The sequence below is a fragment of the Burkholderia cenocepacia genome (assembly GCF_014211915.1).
Lineage (GTDB): Bacteria > Pseudomonadota > Gammaproteobacteria > Burkholderiales > Burkholderiaceae > Burkholderia > Burkholderia orbicola.
The window spans coordinates 948,561-966,733 of record NZ_CP060041.1 but is presented as its reverse complement, the minus strand read 5'-3'; the positions used below and the strand labels follow the sequence as shown (position 1 = coordinate 966,733).

5 protein-coding genes and 2 pseudogenes are annotated in these 18,173 nt (G+C 71.6%); all 7 read left to right on the top strand.

Annotation, left to right across the window (positions count from 1 at the left end):
* The first annotated feature begins 62 nt into the window (after positions 1–62).
* Positions 63–3,455, top strand: coding sequence for a maltotransferase domain-containing protein (locus tag SY91_RS33530; protein ID WP_185921484.1), 3,393 nt, complete (start codon positions 63–65; stop codon positions 3,453–3,455).
* Positions 3,455–6,865: a maltose alpha-D-glucosyltransferase gene (treS, locus tag SY91_RS33525; RefSeq protein WP_043888537.1), complete on the top strand. Its 3,411-nt coding sequence runs from the start codon at positions 3,455–3,457 to the stop codon at positions 6,863–6,865. The genes SY91_RS33530 and treS overlap by 1 nt, the downstream gene beginning before the upstream one ends.
* Positions 6,862–9,072, top strand: coding sequence for a 1,4-alpha-glucan branching protein GlgB (glgB, locus tag SY91_RS33520; RefSeq protein ID WP_023477697.1), 2,211 nt, complete (start codon positions 6,862–6,864; stop codon positions 9,070–9,072). Before treS ends, glgB begins: the two co-directional genes overlap by 4 nt.
* 32 nt (positions 9,073–9,104) lie before the next feature.
* A pseudogene (gene glgX, locus SY91_RS33515) lies at positions 9,105–11,221 on the top strand (glycogen debranching protein GlgX).
* A gap of 8 nt (positions 11,222–11,229) precedes the next feature.
* On the top strand, positions 11,230–13,101 hold the full coding sequence (gene treZ / locus SY91_RS33510; protein ID WP_023477695.1) for a malto-oligosyltrehalose trehalohydrolase: 1,872 nt from the start codon (positions 11,230–11,232) through the stop codon (positions 13,099–13,101).
* The gene (malQ, locus tag SY91_RS33505) at positions 13,098–15,317 is read left to right on the top strand and encodes a 4-alpha-glucanotransferase (protein WP_023477694.1); all 2,220 of its coding nucleotides are present in this window, start codon (positions 13,098–13,100) and stop codon (positions 15,315–15,317) included. The genes treZ and malQ overlap by 4 nt, the downstream gene beginning before the upstream one ends.
* Positions 15,314–18,078 (top strand): annotated as a pseudogene (gene treY, locus SY91_RS33500) (malto-oligosyltrehalose synthase). The gene malQ and the pseudogene treY overlap by 4 nt, the downstream one beginning before the upstream one ends.
* The last annotated feature ends 95 nt before the right edge of the window (positions 18,079–18,173 follow it).

Sequence of the window (18,173 nt, the reverse complement as noted above, 5' to 3'; positions counted from 1 at the left end):
GCACGCAGGTTGCGACGAACCGGCTTTACCGCTCGCGCCACTCGCCCACGCCGCGCCCCGCCATGGACTCCACACCACCGTTCGCTCCGCACCTCTACTTCTGCGACGCCCGCCTCGTCGGGCCGCTCGACGCGTGGCCGCAAACCTTCGCGCACATCGCGGGGATGGGCTTCGATCACGTGCTGATCGGCGCGTTCTGGGCCGCGAGCGTGGCCGGCTTTCCGCGCCACGTGGCGGATTTCCGGCGGCCGGCCCAGTCGTTCGAGACACGCGCGAGCGCGCTCGAAACCTTCTCGCGGCTCGCGCAACTGGCGAAGGGTCACGGGCTGCGCCTGCTGCTCGAAGTCGTGCCCGACCGCATCGCGCGCGACAATCCGCTGCGCGCCGAGCATCCTGACTGGTACGTCGAGCGTACGCACGACGACGCGCTGATCGATCCGCGCGGCACCGCGCACGCACTGGATATCGCGCATGCGAACACCGCCGACGAAGCCGTGCGCGACGCGCTGTCGGCATGGTGGTGCGCGCATCTCGCGACGTACGCCGACGCGGGCGCGGCCGGCTTCCTGATCGACGCGCCGCATCACCTGCCGGCCGACTGGTGGCCGGGCTGGCGCGCGGCGCTGCGCCGTGCGCGCCCGGACGTCGCGGTGCTCGCCGGGGTGCCCGGTCATGCACGTGACGCGCTCGCGCAACTCGAAGCCGCCGGGTTCGACGCGGTGTTTTCATCGGTGCGCTGGTGGGACCTGCGCGCGCCGTGGTTCGCGGACGAGCACCGGCTGCTGCGCCGCATCGGCGCGCCGATCGCGTTTCCCGATGCGCCCGACGGCCCGCGTCTCGCCGACGACTGGCCCGACGCGCCGGACGACACCGTCGCCCGTGCGTATCGCCGCGCGCTGTGGACGGCCGCGGCCGTCGGCACCGGCTGGCTCGTGCCGATGGGCTTCGAGCGCGGCGTGACCGTGCCGCTAATGGCCCGCGACGCGGACGCCGCGCGCTACCGCGCCGCGTTCGAGCACGCGCGTTTCGACCTGTCGGGCGCGCTCGCCGATGCGAACGCGTGGCGCCGCGCCACGCCCGTCGCGGCGGCGCGCGGCGAAATCGTGCAACTGAGCGCGCCGGGCGCGAGCGCGACCGCGCTGCTGCGCGGCACCGGGCCGCTGCTCGAACATGACGACGCGGCGTTGCTGATCGCATTGAATCCCGATCTCGACGCGCCGGCGACGGTCGACCCCGCGACGATCCTGCCCGGCGTGCCGGGCGGCTTCACGCGCGTCGTCACGCAGGACGGCGCGCACACGCATCCGCCGGCCGCGCTCGAGCCGTTCACGCTCGCCCCCGGCGCGTATGCGCTGCTGCATGCATGGCGGGCGCCGCCCGTCACGACGCGCGCCGACGCCGCGCGCGAACGCACCGCGCTGTCGGCCGCGCTCGTGGCCGACCGGATCGCGATCGAGCGCGTCGAGCCGTCGGTCGACGACGGCCGCTTCGCGATCAAGCGCGTGATCGGCGAGCCGCTCGTCGTCAGCGCGTCGATCTTCACGGACGGGCACGCGCATCTCGCGGCCGTGCTCCAGTGGCGCGCCGCCGACGACGACACCTGGCGCGAAGTGCCGTTCGAAGCCGAGCCGAACGACCGCTGGCACGCACGCGTCACGCTCGACCGGCTCGGCCGCCATGAATTCCGCGTGGTCGCGTGGCGCGACGACTGGGCGTCGCTCGTCACCGATATCGCGAAGAAGCGCGCGGCCGGCCAGGACGTGACGCTGGAGGTGCGCGAAGCGCAACTGCTGCTCGCCACCGCGCTGAAGCTCGCCGATCCCGTCGATCCGCGCGCGGTCAAGCAGATGGAGCGGCTCGCCGCCGAACTCAAGGACGCGTCGCCCGACGACCGCCTCGCGTTGATCGGCGCGCCCGCGCTCGCCGACGCGTTCGCGGCGCTGCGCTACCGCCCGTTCGTCACGCACGACGCGACGACCTACCCGGTCGACGTCGAACGCCGCCAGGCGCGCTTCTCGAGCTGGTACGAGATGTTTCCGCGCTCGGCGAGTGACGATCCGCACCGGCACGGCACGTTCGACGACGTGATCGCGCATTTGCCGCGCATCCGCGACATGGGTTTCGACGTGCTGTATTTCCCGCCGATCCACCCGATCGGCACGTCCGCGCGCAAGGGCCGCAACAACAGCCTGACCGCCGGCCCCGACGACGTCGGCAGCCCGTACGCGATCGGCTCGCCCGACGGCGGCCATACGGCCGTGCATCCGCAGCTCGGCACGCTCGAGTCGTTCCGCGCGCTGGTCGACGCCGCGCGCGGGCACGGGCTCGAGATCGCGCTCGATTTCGCGATCCAGTGCTCGCCCGACCATCCGTGGCTCGCCGCGCATCCGGGCTGGTTCGCGTGGCGGCCCGACGGCTCGCTGCGCTTCGCGGAGAATCCGCCGAAGCGCTACCAGGACATCGTGAACCCCGACTTCTACGCGGCGGACGCGCTGCCCGACCTGTGGCTCGCGCTGCGCGACGCGGTGCTGTTCTGGGTCGACGCGGGCGTGCGGATCTTCCGCGTCGACAACCCGCACACGAAGCCGCTGCCGTTCTGGGCGTGGATGATCGCCGACGTGCGCGGCCGGCATCCTGACGTCGTGTTCCTGTCCGAGGCGTTCACGCGGCCGGGGATGATGTACCGCCTCGCGAAAGTCGGCTTCTCGCAGTCTTACACGTACTTCACGTGGCGCGAGTCGAAGCGCGACTTCATCGACTACCTGACCGAGCTGACCGCCGGCCCGCCACGCGAATTCTTCCGGCCGAACTTCTTCGTCAACACGCCCGACATCAATCCGCGCCACCTGCAGAACGCGCCGCGTTCGCAGTTCGTGATCCGCGCGGCGCTCGCGGCGACGCTGGCCGGCTCGTGGGGCCTGTACTCGGGCTTCGAACTCGGCGAATCGGCGCCGCTGCCGGACAGCGAGGAATACGCGGATGCCGAGAAATACGAGCTGCGCGCGCGCGACTGGAGCAAGGCCGCGCACATCGGCACGGAAATCGCGCGGCTGAACCGCGCGCGGCGCGATCACGCGGCGCTGCAGACGCATCTCGGGCTCACGTTCGTCGAGGCCGACAACGATTCGGTGCTCGTGTTCATGAAGGCGACGCCCGCGTTCGACAGCGTGGTGATCGTCGCGATCAGCCTCGACCCGTGGCATCCGCAGGCCGCGAACTTCACGCTCGATGCGGCGCTGTGGCGCGGCCTCGGGCTGGCCGACGGCGAACCGCTCGATGCGCTCGAACAGGACGCCGCGCACGCGCAAACCTGGCGCGGCCATCGCCAGTACGTGTCGCTCGATCCGCACGTGCGGCCGTATGCAATCTGGCGGCTCGCGCCGTCTCCGGGCGCCGCGCGGGCGGCGGCACCCGAACCGGACTCCGCCCGCCGCCCTTCGGGAGCGCATGCATGATGAAACGCGAAGATTCCCTCGACGACGTGCGCCGCGCGCAATTCCCGTCGCTCGCGCCGGCCGGCACGCCGCGCCGGCGCCGCGCGCGCCGCCGCGAACCCGCGCTCTGTGCGGACGATCCGCTGTGGTACAAGGACGCGATCATCTACCAGGTGCACGTGAAGTCGTTCTACGACTCGAACAACGACGGCATCGGCGATTTCCCCGGCCTGATCGCGAAGCTCGACTACATCGCCGAACTCGGCGTCGACACGATCTGGCTGCTGCCGTTCTATCCGTCGCCGCGCCGCGACGACGGCTACGACATCGCCGACTACCGCGACGTGCATCCCGACTACGGCACGCTGGCCGACGTGCGGCGCTTCATCCGCGAGGCGCATGCGCGCGGCATCCGCGTGATCGCGGAGCTCGTGATCAACCACACGTCGGACCAGCATCCGTGGTTCCAGCGCGCGCGCCGCGCGAAGCCGGGCTCCACGCATCGCGACTACTACGTGTGGTCCGACACCGACACGAAATACGCAGGCACGCGGATCATCTTTCTGGATACCGAAACGTCGAACTGGACCCACGACCCGGTGGCCGGCCAGTACTACTGGCACCGCTTCTATTCGCACCAGCCGGACCTGAACTTCGACAACCCGGCCGTCGTGCGCGAAGTGATCCAGGTGATGCGCTTCTGGCTCGACCTCGGCATCGACGGGCTGCGGCTCGACGCGGTGCCGTATCTGGTCGAGCGCGAAGGCACCAACAACGAGAACCTGCCCGAGACGCATGCGATCCTGAAGCGGATCCGCGCGACGATCGACGCCGAGTACCCGAACCGGATGCTGCTCGCGGAAGCGAACCAGTGGCCGGAAGACGTGCAGGAATACTTCGGCAACGAGGACGAATGCCACATGGCGTTCCACTTCCCGCTGATGCCGCGTATCTACATGTCGATCGCGAGCGAGGATCGCTTCCCGATCCTCGACATCATGCGGCAGACGCCGGCGCTCGCGCCGAGCAACCAGTGGGCCGTGTTCCTGCGCAACCACGACGAGCTGACGCTCGAGATGGTCACCGATTCGGAGCGCGACCTGCTGTGGCAGACCTACGCGAGCGACCGCCGCGCGCGGCTGAACCTCGGCATCCGGCGCCGGCTCGCGCCGCTGATGGAGCGCGACCGGCGCCGCATCGAGCTGATCAATTCGCTGCTGCTGTCGATGCCCGGCACGCCGGTGATCTACTACGGCGACGAACTCGGGATGGGCGACAACATCCACCTCGGCGACCGCGACGGCGTGCGCACGCCGATGCAGTGGTCGTCGGACCGCAACGGCGGCTTCTCGCGCGCCGACCCCGAACTGCTGGTGCTGCCGCCGGTGATGGGCTCGCTGTACGGCTATGACGCGATCAACGTCGAGGCGCAGACGCGCGATCCGCATTCGCTGCTGAACTGGACGCGGCGCATCCTCGCGACGCGCCGTGCGTCGCAGGCGTTCGGGCGCGGCACGATCCGCTTCCTGCGCCCGGAGAACCGCAAGGTGCTCGCGTACCTGCGCGAGCTGGAGGGCCACGAGCCGGTGCTGTGCGTCGCGAACCTGTCGCGCGCGTCGCAGGCGGTCGAACTCGACCTGTCCGAATTCGCGGGCCGCGTGCCGATCGAGATGACGTCCGATTCGCCGTTTCCGCCGATCGGCCAGCTCCCGTATCTCCTCACCTTCCCGCCGTACGGGTTCCTGTGGTTCGTGCTCGCCGAGCATGGCCGCGAGCCGTCGTGGCGGCAGCCGCATGCGGAGCCGCTGCCCGAATACGTGACGCTCGTGATGCGGCGCGGCGATACGCGGCCGGACGTCTCGCAACTGCACGCGCTGGCGCACGACGCGCTCGCGTCGTGGCTCGCGCGGCGGCGCTGGTTCGCATCGAAGGATCGCAAGATCGGCGACGCGTGGCTGAACGTCGTCACGCCGATTCCGGACGAGCCGTTCCAGTATGCGGAGGCGTGGGTGTCCGCGAGCGACGGGGGCGTCGAGCGCTACGTGGTGCCGCTCGCGACCGCGTGGGGCGGCGAGACGTCCCATCCGCTGTTCGCGCAACTGGCGCTGGCGCGCGTGCGGCGCGGCCATACGGTCGGCTACCTGACCGATGCGTTCGCGCTGCCGGCGTTCGCGCGCGGGATGCTGCGCAAGCTGCGCGACGGCGCGACGGTGCCCACGTCCGACGGCGGCCGGCTCACCTTTTTGCCGGAAGACGCGCTCGCCGGGCTCGATCCGGGCGACGACGCGGAAGTGCGCTGGCTCGCGGCCGAGCAGAGCAACAGTTCGCTCGTGATCGGCGACGCGATCGTGCTGAAGCTGGTGCGCAAGGTCGCGCACGGCATTCATCCGGAAGCGGAAATGAGCCGGCACCTGACGCGCATCGGCTATGCGAACACCGCGACGCTGGCCGGCGAAGTCGTGCACGTCGACCCGGACGGCACGCCGCATACGGTCGCGATCCTGCAGCGCTACGTCGACAACCAGGGCGACGCATGGACGCGCTCGTTCGACTTCCTGCGCCGCGCGATCGACGAGCTGGCGCTGCCGGCCGCAGACGAAGGCGAGACGGCCGAAACGGACGAGGAACCCGACGCGCTGCTCGGCTACGCGGCGTTCGCCGGCATCATCGGCACGCGGCTCGGCCAGTTGCACGTCGCGCTCGCGCAGCCGTCCGACGATCCCGCGTTCGCGCCGGAGCGCGCGACGCCCGAGCACGTCGACGGCTGGTGCGTGGACGCGATCGCGTCGTTCGAACGCGCGCTCGACGTGCTGCGCACGCGGCTCGACGCGCTCGATGCGCCTACCCGCGCGTCGGCCGACGCGCTGCTCGCATCGCGCGACGCGGCCGTCGAGGCGCTCGGCGAGCTCGTGCCGCGCACGCTCGATGCGCAATGCACGCGGATTCACGGCGATTTTCATCTGGGCCAGGTGCTCGACGTGCAGGGCGACGCGCTGCTGATCGACTTCGAAGGCGAACCGGCGCGCCCGCTCGAGCGGCGGCGCGCGAAATCGCATCCGCTGCGCGACGTGGCCGGCCTGCTGCGCTCGCTGTCCTATGTCAGCGCGACCGCACAGTTCGCGATCGAGAAGGCGCCGCCGCAAGCGGCCGGCCGCAAGCGCGCGCTGTTCGACCGCTTCGGGCAGGCCGCCGCCGACCGCTTCGTCGAATGCTATCGCGCGGCGGCCGACCTTGCGCCCGCGCGCTTCGTCGATCCGCACTATGCGGACCGCCTGCTCGCGCTGTTCCTGATCGACAAGGCGTCGTACGAGCTGTGCTACGAAGCCGCGAACCGGCCCGACTGGCTGAGCGTGCCGGTCGGCGGGCTCGCGGCGCTGGTCGACCGGCTGCTCGGCGACGGCGCGCTGCCCGACGACGGAGGAAACCCATGACCGATACGCTGTTCGACCGCGCCGATATCGATGCGCTGCTCGCCGGCCGCCATCCCGACCCGTTCGCGTGCCTCGGCCCGCACCGACACGATGACCAGATCGTCGTGCGGGCGCTGTTGCCCGGCGCCGAGCGCGTGCGCGCGCTGTCGCCGGACGGCGCCGAACTCGGCACGCTCGCCTGCGTCGATCGCGCCGGCTGCTTCGCGGGGACGATCGCACACGATGGCGGCGCGCCGCACTATCTGCTCTCGATCGACTGGCCGGATGCGCACCAGGTGACCGACGATGCGTACGCGTTCGGCACGCTGCTCGACGAAGCGGCGCTTGCGCGTTTTTCGGCCGGCGATCCCGAAGCCGTGCTCGACTGCCTCGGCGCGACACCGGTGCGCATCGACGATACCGACGGCGTGCGGTTCGCGGTGTGGGCGCCGAGCGCGCAGCGGGTGTCGGTGGTCGGCGATTTCAACGCATGGGACGGCCGCCGCCATCCGATGCGGCTGCGGCGGCCGTCGGGCGTGTGGGAGCTGTTCGTGCCGGGCATCGGCCCGGGCGAGCGCTACAAGTACGAGCTGGTCGCGGCCGACGGGCACGTGCTGCCGCACAAGGCCGATCCGTGCGCACGGGCGACCGAGGCGCCGCCGCGCACGGCATCGGTGGTCGCCGACGTCGCGGCGCTCCACGCGTTCGCCTGGCACGACGACGGCTGGATGCACGCGCGGCCGCGCCACGACGACCGCTATCGCGTGCCGTGGTCGATCTACGAGGTCCATCCGGAGTCGTGGCAGCGCATCCCCGAACAGATGGACCGCAGCGCGACGTGGGACGAACTCGCCGAGCGGCTGATTCCGTACGTGAAGGGGATGGGCTTCACGCACGTCGAATTCATGCCGATCGCCGAATACCCGTTCGGCGGCTCGTGGGGCTACCAGCCGCTCGCGCAGTTCGCGCCGTCCGCGCGCTTCGGGCCGGTCGACGGCTTCGCGCGCTTCGTCGATCGCGCGCACGCGGCCGGCATCGGCGTGCTCGTCGACTGGGTGCCCGCGCATTTTCCGAACGACGCGCACGGGCTCGCGCAATTCGACGGCAGCGCGCTGTACGAGCATGCCGATCCGCGCGAGGGGATGCACCCCGACTGGAGCACCTGCGTGTTCAACGTCGGGCGCACCGAGGTCAATGCGTTTCTCGTCGCGTCGGCGCTCGCGTGGGCGCGCCGCTATCACGTCGACGGCATCCGCGTCGACGCGGTCGCGTCGATGCTGTATCGCGACTATTCGCGCAAGGAAGGCGAATGGGTGCCGAACGTGTACGGCGGCCGCGAAAACCTCGAATCGGTCGCGTTCCTGCGCCGGCTGAACGACACGCTGCACGGTGACACCGCGCCGGCCGGCGTCGTCACCGTCGCGGAGGAATCGACCGCGTGGCCGGGCGTCACCGCGCCGACCGCCGACGGCGGGCTCGGCTTCGACTTCAAGTGGAACATGGGCTGGATGCACGACACGCTCGCGTACCTGCACGAAGACCCGATCCACCGCCGCTATCACCACGACCGGATGACGTTCGGGCTCGTGTACGCGTTCTCCGAGCGCTTCGTGCTGCCGCTGTCACACGACGAGGTCGTGCACGGCAAGGGCTCGCTCGTCGCGAAGATGCCCGGCGACGCCTGGCAGCGGCTCGCGACGCTGCGCGCGTATTTCGGCTTCATGTGGGCACACCCCGGCAAGAAGCTGCTGTTCATGGGCAGCGAATTCGCGCAGTGGAGCGAGTTCGCGCACGATGCGACGCCGCACTGGGATTTGCTCGACGCGCCCGCGCATCGCGGCGTGCAGCGGCTCGTGCGCGATCTCAACCGCGCGTACGCGGCCGAGCCGGCGCTGCATGCGCTCGACTGCCACGCGGCCGGCTTCTCCTGGCTGATCGGCGACGACCGCGACAACAGCGTGTTCGCGTTCGCGCGCCGCGACGATACGGGGCGCCTGGTGGTCGCCGTCTGCAACTTCACGCCCGTGCCGCGCGCCGGTTACCGGCTCGGCCTGCCCGCGCCCGGCCACTGGCGCGAACTGATGAACACCGATGCCGCGTCGTACGGCGGCACCAACGCCGGCAACGACGGCGCCGTGTGGGCCGAAGCCGTGCCCTCGCATGGCGAGGCGTGGTCGGCGAGCCTGCGCCTGCCGCCGCTCGCGACGCTCTGGTTGACTCCCGCCTGATCATTCACCTCCCCGACACGGAGATCCACCCCATGCCGACCGCCCTGCCCGACCGTCTCGAACCCGGCCGCAGCTATCCGCTCGGCGCCAGTTGGGACGGCCTCGGGACCAACTTCGCGGTGTTTTCCGCGCATGCGCAGCGCATCCAGCTGTGCGTGTTCGACCCGACCGGCCGCAAGGAACTCGCGCGCCTCGACCTGCCCGAATGCACCGACGAGGTGTGGCACGGCTACCTGCCCAACGCGCATCCGGGCACCGTGTACGGGTTCCGCGCGGACGGCCCGTACCAGCCGCAGCACGGCCATCGCTTCAATCCGACCAAGCTGCTGCTCGACCCGTACGCGCGCAAGCTGGTCGGCCAGTTCCGCTGGTCGGACGCGCTGTTCGGCTATCGCGTGCATTCGAACCGGGCCGACCTGTCGATGGACCGCCGCGATTCGGCGCCCGCGATGCCGAAAGCGGTGGTCGTGGACGAAGCGTTCGACTGGAGCATGGACCGCCGACCGAACGTGCCGTGGCGCAGCACCGTGATCTACGAGACTCACGTGCGCGGCGCGTCGATGCGCCGCGCCGGGCTGCGCCCGCCGGAGCGCGGCACGTTCGCGTCGCTCGCGCATCCGGCGTTCATCGATCACCTGCTGTCGATCGGCGTGACGACGGTCGAGCTGCTGCCGATCCACGCGTTCCTGCAGCAGCGCGAGCTCGTGAAACGCGGGCTGCGCAACTACTGGGGCTACGACACGGCTGCATTCTTCGCGCCGGAGCCGTCGTACCTGACGACGCGGCGGCTCGACGAAATGCGCATCGCGGTCCGCCAGCTGCATGCGGCCGGCATCGAGGTCGTGCTCGACGTGGTCTACAACCACACGTGCGAAGGCAACCAGCTCGGGCCCACGCTGTCGTGGCGCGGCCTCGACAACGCGAGCTATTACCGGCTGCGGCCCGACGATCCGCGTTATCACGTCGACGAAACCGGCTGCGGCAACACGCTGAACATGTCGCATCCGCGCGTCGTGCAGATGGTGATGGATTCGCTGCGCTACTGGGCGACCGCGTTCAACATCGACGGCTTCCGCTTCGATCTCGGCGTGACGCTCGGCCGCGAGGATCACGGCTTCGAGCCCGGCGCGGGGTTCTTCGATGCGCTGCGGCAGGACCCCGTGCTCGCGCAGCGCAAGCTGATCACCGAGCCGTGGGATCTCGGCCCCGGCGGCTATCAGCTCGGCCGTCACCCCCCGGCTTCGCCGAATGGAACGACCGGTTTCGCGACACCGTGCGACGCTTCTGGCGCGGCGACGCGGGGCAGCGCCCGGAACTGGCCGCGCGGCTGTCGGGCTCGGCCGACCTGTTCAATCACGGCCGGCGCCGCACGTGGGCCTCGGTCAATTTCGTGACCGCGCACGACGGCTTCACGCTGGCCGACCTCGTGTCGTATGCGGGCAAGCACAACGACGCGAACGGCGAGGACAACCGCGACGGCCGCGACGACAACTGCAGCGCGAACTGGGGCGTCGAAGGGCCGACCGACGACGCGGCGATACGCGACGTGCGGCTGCGCGTCGCACGCTCGATGCTCGCGACGCTATTTACCGCGCTCGGCACGCCGATGCTCGTGGCCGGCGACGAATTCGGCCGCACGCAGCACGGCAACAACAACGCGTATTGCCAGGATAACGAACTGTCCTGGCTCGACTGGGACCTGGCGCACAGCGACGCCGGCGTGCAGATGACCCGCTTCGTGTCGCGGCTCGCCGCGCTGCGGCGCATGTATCCGGTGATGTCGGCGCCGCGCTACCCGTCGGGCGACCGTGACGGCGCGCCGGGCATGCGCGAGATCGACTGGTTCGACGAACGCGGCGACGCGCTCACCGTGCCCGCGTGGGAAGACGGCGAACGCCGCGCGCTGACGATGCGGCGCGTCGGCACCGGCCGCACCGGGCGCACCGAGGCGTTGCTCGTGATGCTGAACGCATCGGCCGACACCATCACGTTCATGCCGCCCGCGCCCGTGCTCGATTACCGCATCCTGCTCGACACCGCGACGCCCGACTCGGGCCCGCGCTCGTGGCCGGAAGCGGGGCTCGACGTCGCCGCGCATGCGGCCGTGATCGCGGTCGCGGCCGTGCCGCCGCCCGATCAGTCTTCCTGAGGACCGCCATGACTTCCCGTTCCGCCCGCCCCACCGGCACGCATGTATTCGAATCGTCGTTCGGCGCGACCTGCGTCGAGGCCGACCGCACGCGCTTCCGGCTGTGGGCGCCCGCGAGCCGCACCGCCGCCGTCGAGCTGCAGGACGAAGGCGGCCGCGCGATCCCGATGACGCCTGCCGGCGACGGCTGGTTCGAGACGATCGCGCCGTGCGGCCCCGGCACGCTGTACCGCTACCTGCTCGACGACGCGCTGGCGGTGGCCGATCCCGCGTCGCGCTTTCAGCCGTACGACGTGCACGGCCCCAGCCAGGTCGTCGATCCGGCCGCGTACCGCTGGCGTCACGACGCGTGGCGCGGCCGCCCGTGGCACGAAACGGTGCTGTACGAGCTGCATGTCGGCGCCTGCGGCGGCTACGCGGCCGTCGAGCGGCGCCTGCCGGCGATCGCCGAACTCGGCGTGACCGCCGTCGAGTTGATGCCGGTCAATGCGTTTCCCGGCGCACGCAACTGGGGCTACGACGGCGTGCTGCCGTTCGCGCCCGATGCGTCGTACGGGCGGCCCGAGGAGCTGAAATCGCTGGTCGACAGCGCGCACGGGCTCGGGCTGCAGGTGTTCCTCGACGTCGTGTACAACCACTTCGGCCCCGACGGCAATATGCTTCCGCGCTACGCGCCCGACTTCTTCCGCGCGGACCGGCAGACCGCATGGGGGCCGGCGATCGACTTCACCCGCCCGCAGACGAGCGCGTTCTTCATCGACAACGCGCTGTACTGGCTCGACGAATACCGCTTCGACGGGCTGCGCATCGACGCCGCGCACGCGATCGACGACGACGCGTGGCTACGCGAACTCGCGCGCCGCGTGCGCGCGCAGGCGGGCGACGCGCGCCACGTGCATCTCGTGCTGGAGAACGAGCGCAATACTGCGAGCCTGCTCGGCCCCGGCGGCTTCGACGCGCAATGGAACGACGACTTCCACAACAGCGCGCACGTGCTGCTGACCGGCGAGCGCGACGGCTACTACCGCGCGTACGCCGATGCGCCGCTGCGCCATTTCGCGCGCACGCTCGGCGAAGGCTTCGCGTACCAGGGCGAACCGTCGCCGCTGCACGACGGCGCAGCGCGCGGCGAGCCGAGCGCGCACCTGCCGCCGACTGCGTTCGTCGTGTTCCTGCAGAACCACGACCAGGTCGGCAACCGCGCATTCGGCGAACGGCTGCGCGCGCTCGCGAACGACGATGCGGTGCGCGCGGCCACCGCGCTGATGCTGCTCGCGCCGTCGATCCCGCTGCTGTTCATGGGCGAGGAAGACGGCAGCACGCAGCCGTTCCAGTTCTTCACCGACTATCGCGGCGCGCTCGCCGATGCGGTGCGCGAAGGCCGGCGCCGCGAATTCGCCGCGTTTCCCGCGTTCGCCGACGCCGCCCATCGCGACGCGATTCCCGACCCGAACGACATCGCGACCTTCGTGCGCTCGTCGTCGCACCATCCGCCCGACGAGTCGTGGCCCGACGCGGCCGCCTGGCGGCGCTTCTACCGCAGCGCGCTGGCCGTGCGCGCGGCGCTCGTGACGCCGCACCTGGAGAACGCGCGGTCGCTCGGCGTCGAACTGCTCGCGGGCGACGGCGACCCGCCCGCACTGGTCGCGCGCTGGCACCTCGGCGACGGCAGCACGCTGACGATCGCGCTGAATCTCGGCTCGCACGACGCGACGCTGCCCGCGCTGCCGGTCGGCAAGATCGTGTTCGAGACGCCGCCGCGGGCGCGCGACCGGCTGCCCGGCGGGCACGTGCCGCCCCGCGCCTGCATCGTATGGCGCGACGGCGCGGTCAACCGGGATGCGCGGCATCACAGCACGAACGGACGGAGCCCCTCATGACGACCGACGTCCCGATCGCGGCGCTCGCCCGTGCGGCCGGCCTGCAACCCGACTGGACGGACGCGGGCGGCGTCGCACGGCGCGTGGACGACGACGCGCTGGTCGCGCTCGTCGATGCGCTCGGCTGGCCGTGCGGCACGGCGATCCAGCGGGTCGACAGCGCGGCCGCGCTCGCCGATGCGAACGCGTCACCGCCGCGCCTCGTGACCGGCGACGCCGGCCTGCCGCTGACGCTGCCCGCGACCATCGCGCCGCCGGGCGCGCGCTTCAGGATCTCGCTCGAAACCGGCGGGCACGTGGACGGCCGGGTGGGCGGCGCGGGCGAACACGGCACGCTGCCGCCGCTCGCGATGCCCGGTTATCACGCGCTCGACATCGGCGAGCAGCGCATCGGGCTCGCGATTGCGCCGCCGCGGGCACGGCCATTCGACGCGCTCGCCCGTGCGCACGACGGAGGCCGCTGGGGCATCGCAGCGCAGCTCTACAGCCTGCGCCGCACCGGCGACGATGGCGCGGGCGATTACACGGCGCTTGCGCGGCTCGCCGCACAGGCAGCGCGACACGGCGCACAGGCGGTGGCGATCAGCCCGACGCATGCCGGCTATCCGGCGCTTCCCGCGCACGACAGCCCGTATTCGCCGTCGTCGCGGCGCTGGCACAACGTCGCGTATCTCGACTGCGACGCGGTGCCGGGCGCCGACGCGGCACATCGCCCATCCGCTGCCACGGCCGACGCCGCGCTGATCGACTGGCCCAGCGTGCTGCCGACGAAGCTGCGGCGCCTGCGTGCGTGCTTCGACGCATGGCGCGCGAGCGACGACCCGTCGCGCGACACGTACCAGCGGTTTCGCGCGGCGGGCGGCGCGGCGCTCGACGCGCATGCGCGCTTCGATGCGCTGCAGGCGTTCTGCATCGAGCACGGGATCGGCGCGGACTGGCGGCAGTGGCCGTCGCAATGGCGCATGTCGGGGTCGGCGGAAGTCGACGCGTTCGCGCATGAGCATGCCGACACGATCGCGTTTCACACCTTCCTCCAATGGTGCGCGTCGCGCGCGCTCGGCGACGCGCAGCACGCCGCGCGCGGCGCGGGCATGGCGACCGGGCTGATCGCCGATCTCGCGGTCGGCTCCGATCAGGCCGGCAGCGACGCGTGGGCGCACGGCACGACGCTGCTGCGCGGTGTATCGCTCGGCGCGCCGCCCGACCTGTTCAATGCGGCCGGTCAGGCGTGGGGCGTGACGACGTGGACGCCCGACGCGCTGCGTGCGGACGGCTTCATGCCGTTCATCGACCTGCTGCGCGCCGCGTTCGCGCACGCCGGCGGCATCCGCATCGACCACGTGCTCGGCTTCGCGCGAATGTGGATCGTGCCGGACGGCGGCTCGCCGCGCAGCGGCGCGTACCTGCGCTATCCGCTCGACGATCTGGTGCGGCTCGTCGCGCTCGAGGCGGCGCGCCATCGCGCGATCGCGATCGGCGAGGATCTGGGCACCGTGCCGGCCGGGTTGCGCGAACGGCTCGGCGCGCAGGGTGTCGCGGGCATGCGCGTGCTGTGGTTCGAGCGCGATGCGGATGGCGCGTTCCGGCCGCCCGCCGCGTGGGATCGCGACGCGATCGCGATGACCTCGACGCACGATTTGCCGACCGTGGCCGGCTGGTGGCGCGGCGTCGATCTCGGATGGCGGCGCGTCGCAGCCGAGGCGGAAGCCGCGAAGCGGCGCGACGAAACGCAACCTCGCGACATCGCAGCGCCAGAGCCGGACGACGCGAGCGCGCACGATTCGGACGAAATCGTGCAAAGCATGGCGTTCGGGCACGACACCGTGCAGCGCCCCGATTCGAATCACTCGACGCCTCTGCCGCCTCCCGAACTGCTCGCCGCGCATGCGGAACGCGCCACCGAGCGTGCCGCGCTGTGGCACGCGCTGCAGCACGCAGGCTGCGTGCCGGCCGACGCTGCGGTGCCGCCAACCGACATGCCGCCGGTGAATGCGATCCTCGGCTACGTCGCGAGCAGCCCGTCGCCGCTCGCGCTGCTGCCGCTGGAGGATCTGCTCGCCCTCGACGCGCAGCCGAACCTGCCGGGGCCGCCGTGCGGCCATCCGAACTGGCGGCAGCGGCTGCCGCGCACGATCGATGCGCTGTTCGACGCCGACGTGCGCACGCGCATCGCGGCCGTCGTGCACGCGCGCCGCTCGCGGAGGCATGGCCCATGACCCCACGCGCGACGCTGCGACTGCAGCTGCATGCGGGCTTCACGTTCGACGACGCGGCCGCGCACGCCGACTACTTCGCGCGGCTCGGCGTGAGCCACCTGTACCTGTCGCCGGTGTCCACGGCCGAGCCCGGCTCGCGGCACGGCTACGACACCGTCGACCACGGCGCGCTCGGCGCGGAACTCGGCGGCGAAGCCGGCTTCATGCGGCTCGTCCACGCGCTGCGTGCGCGCGGCCTCGGCATCGTCATCGACATCGTGCCGAACCACATGGGCGTCGGCGGGTCGTCGAACGGCTGGTGGAACGACGTGCTCGAATGGGGGCCGGCGAGCCCGTACGCACGCTATTTCGACATCGACTGGCATCCGCCCGACCCCACGCTCGACGGCAAGGTGCTGCTGCCCTGCCTCGGCGCGCCGTACGGCGATGCGCTCGCGGCCGGCGACATCACGCTGCGCGCCGATCCGGCCACGGGCCGCTTCATCATCGCGTGCCCCGGGCGGCGGCTGCCGGTCGCCGCCGCCACCTATGCGGAGATCCTGCGCATCGCGAACCGCGCGGACCTGAACGCGCTCGCCGAGCGCTTCGATGCCGCACCGGCACGCGACAGCGCGCGACTCGCCGCCGCCCATGCGGCGCTGCGCGACTATGCGGCCGCGCACGGTCCGCATGCGTTCGACGCGGTATTGCGCGGCGCCGGCCCGCGCCGCGCCCGCTCGCGCGCGTGCCTGCACCGGCTGCTCGAACGCCAGCACTACCGGCTCGCCTGGTGGCGCACGGCCGCCGACGAGCTGAACTGGCGGCGCTTCTTCGACATCGCGACGCTCGCGGCCGTGCGCGTCGAGGACGAGGCGGTGTTCGACGCCGTGCATGCGCTGCCGCTGCGCCTGCATGCGGCCGGGCTCGTCGACGGCGTGCGAGTCGATCACGTCGACGGCCTCGCCGATCCGCGCGCGTATTGCCGCCGGCTGCACGCTCGGCTCGCCGCGCAGCGCGACGCGCGACCCTACGTCGTGGTCGAAAAGATCCTCGCGCCCGGCGAGTCGCTGCGCAGCGACTGGGCCGTCGACGGCACGACCGGCTACGACTTCATGAACGACGTCGGCGCGCTGCTGCACGACCCGGCCGGCGCCGAACCGCTCGCCGCGCACTGGGCGGCCGTGTCGGGTTCGGCGCGCACGTTCGCGCAGGAAGCGCTCGACGGCAAGCGGCGCGTGCTGATGCGCCAGCTCGCCGCCGAGCATGCGCGGGTCGCGCGGTTGCTACACGAGATTGCCCGGGCGTCGCCCGTCACGCGCGACGTCAGCCGGATCGCGATCCAGCGCGTGCTCGGCGAACTCGCGGTGCGGCTGCCCGTGTACCGGATGTATCCGGCCCCGGGCGACGAGCCGGCCGACGACGACCGGCGCGTGCTCGCCCACGCGTACGAAGGCGTGTACGCGGCGGTCGACTCGACCGACCGGTTCGCGCTCGAACGCGTCGCCGCGTGGCTCGGCTTGCCGGTCGTGCGCGTGCCGCGCGCGAACGCCGATGCGCTGCTGGCGGCGCGCGTCGCGTTCGCGCAGCTCACCGCGCCGCTGGCCGCGAAGGGCGTCGAGGATACCGCCAACTATCGCTACGGCCGGCTGCTGTCGCGCAACGAGGTCGGCGCCGATGCCGGCGACTTCAGCCTGTCGCGCGGCGCGTTCCATGCGCGCAACCGGCGCCGCGCGCGCACCGTGCCGCACGGGCTCGTCGCGACGGCCACGCACGACCACAAGCGCGGTGAGGACGCGCGCGCGCGGCTCGCGGTGCTGAGCGAGGTGCCGGATGCATGGCGCGCGGTGTCGCTCGACTGGTCGACGCTGAACGCGCCGCATCGCGGCGGCCCGCACCGCGACCTCGCGTGGACGCCCGGGCCGGCCGCCGAGACGATGCTTTACCAGACGCTCGTCGGCTGCTGGCCGCCGGCGCTCGCGCCCGACGATGCGGCCGGGCTCGATGCGCTCGCGACACGCGTCGTGCAGTGGCAGACGAAGGCGCTGCGCGAAGCGAAGCAGTACACCGACTGGCTCGCGCCCGAGCCGGATTACGAGCACGGCTGCGAAGCGTTCGTCCGCACGATCCTGACGCCGCGCGGCGCGGGCGATTTTCCGCATCGGCTGCATGCGTTCGTCGCGCGGATCGCGCCGGCCGGCGTCGTCAACGGCCTCACGCAGACGGCGCTGCGGATCGCGTCGCCCGGCGTGCCGGATCTGTATCAAGGTACCGAGTCATGGGATCACTCGCTCGTCGATCCGGACAACCGGCGCGACGTGCCGTTCGCGACGCTGGCGGCCGAACCGGTCGACGGGCCGGTCGCATCGTATCTGCCGACGTGGCCCGACGCGCGCGTGAAGCGCGCGCTGATCGAACGGATGCTGGCGCTGCGGGCACGATGGCCGGCGACGTTCGCGGACGGCGCCTATGTTCCGCTGCGGGTGCGCGGCAGGCTTGCCCGGCACGTGGTGGCGTTCGCGCGATGTGACGAGGCAGCCACCGTGGTGGTGGTCGCCACGCGGCTCGCGTGCCGGTTGCTGGGGAAGCGCCTGAGATGCCGCGCGTGGATCCTGCGCAATGGGGCGATACGGCGGTCGTGCTGCCGCGCGGGGTTGAAGGACCGTGGAACGATTGGTTGAACGCGAGCGACGCGATCTATGCGCCGGATGGTGTGCTGGCGCTCGATCGCTGTCTGGCCCGGTTGCCTGTGGCGGTGCTCGTCGCGGCGCGGAGGGGAAATTGAAGCCGATGCCCGATGCGTGCCAGCCCTCTGTCACCAAAATCGATTTGGTTCAAAACGTGCCGTCGATAATCGATTTTGTACACGCGTCATCGAAT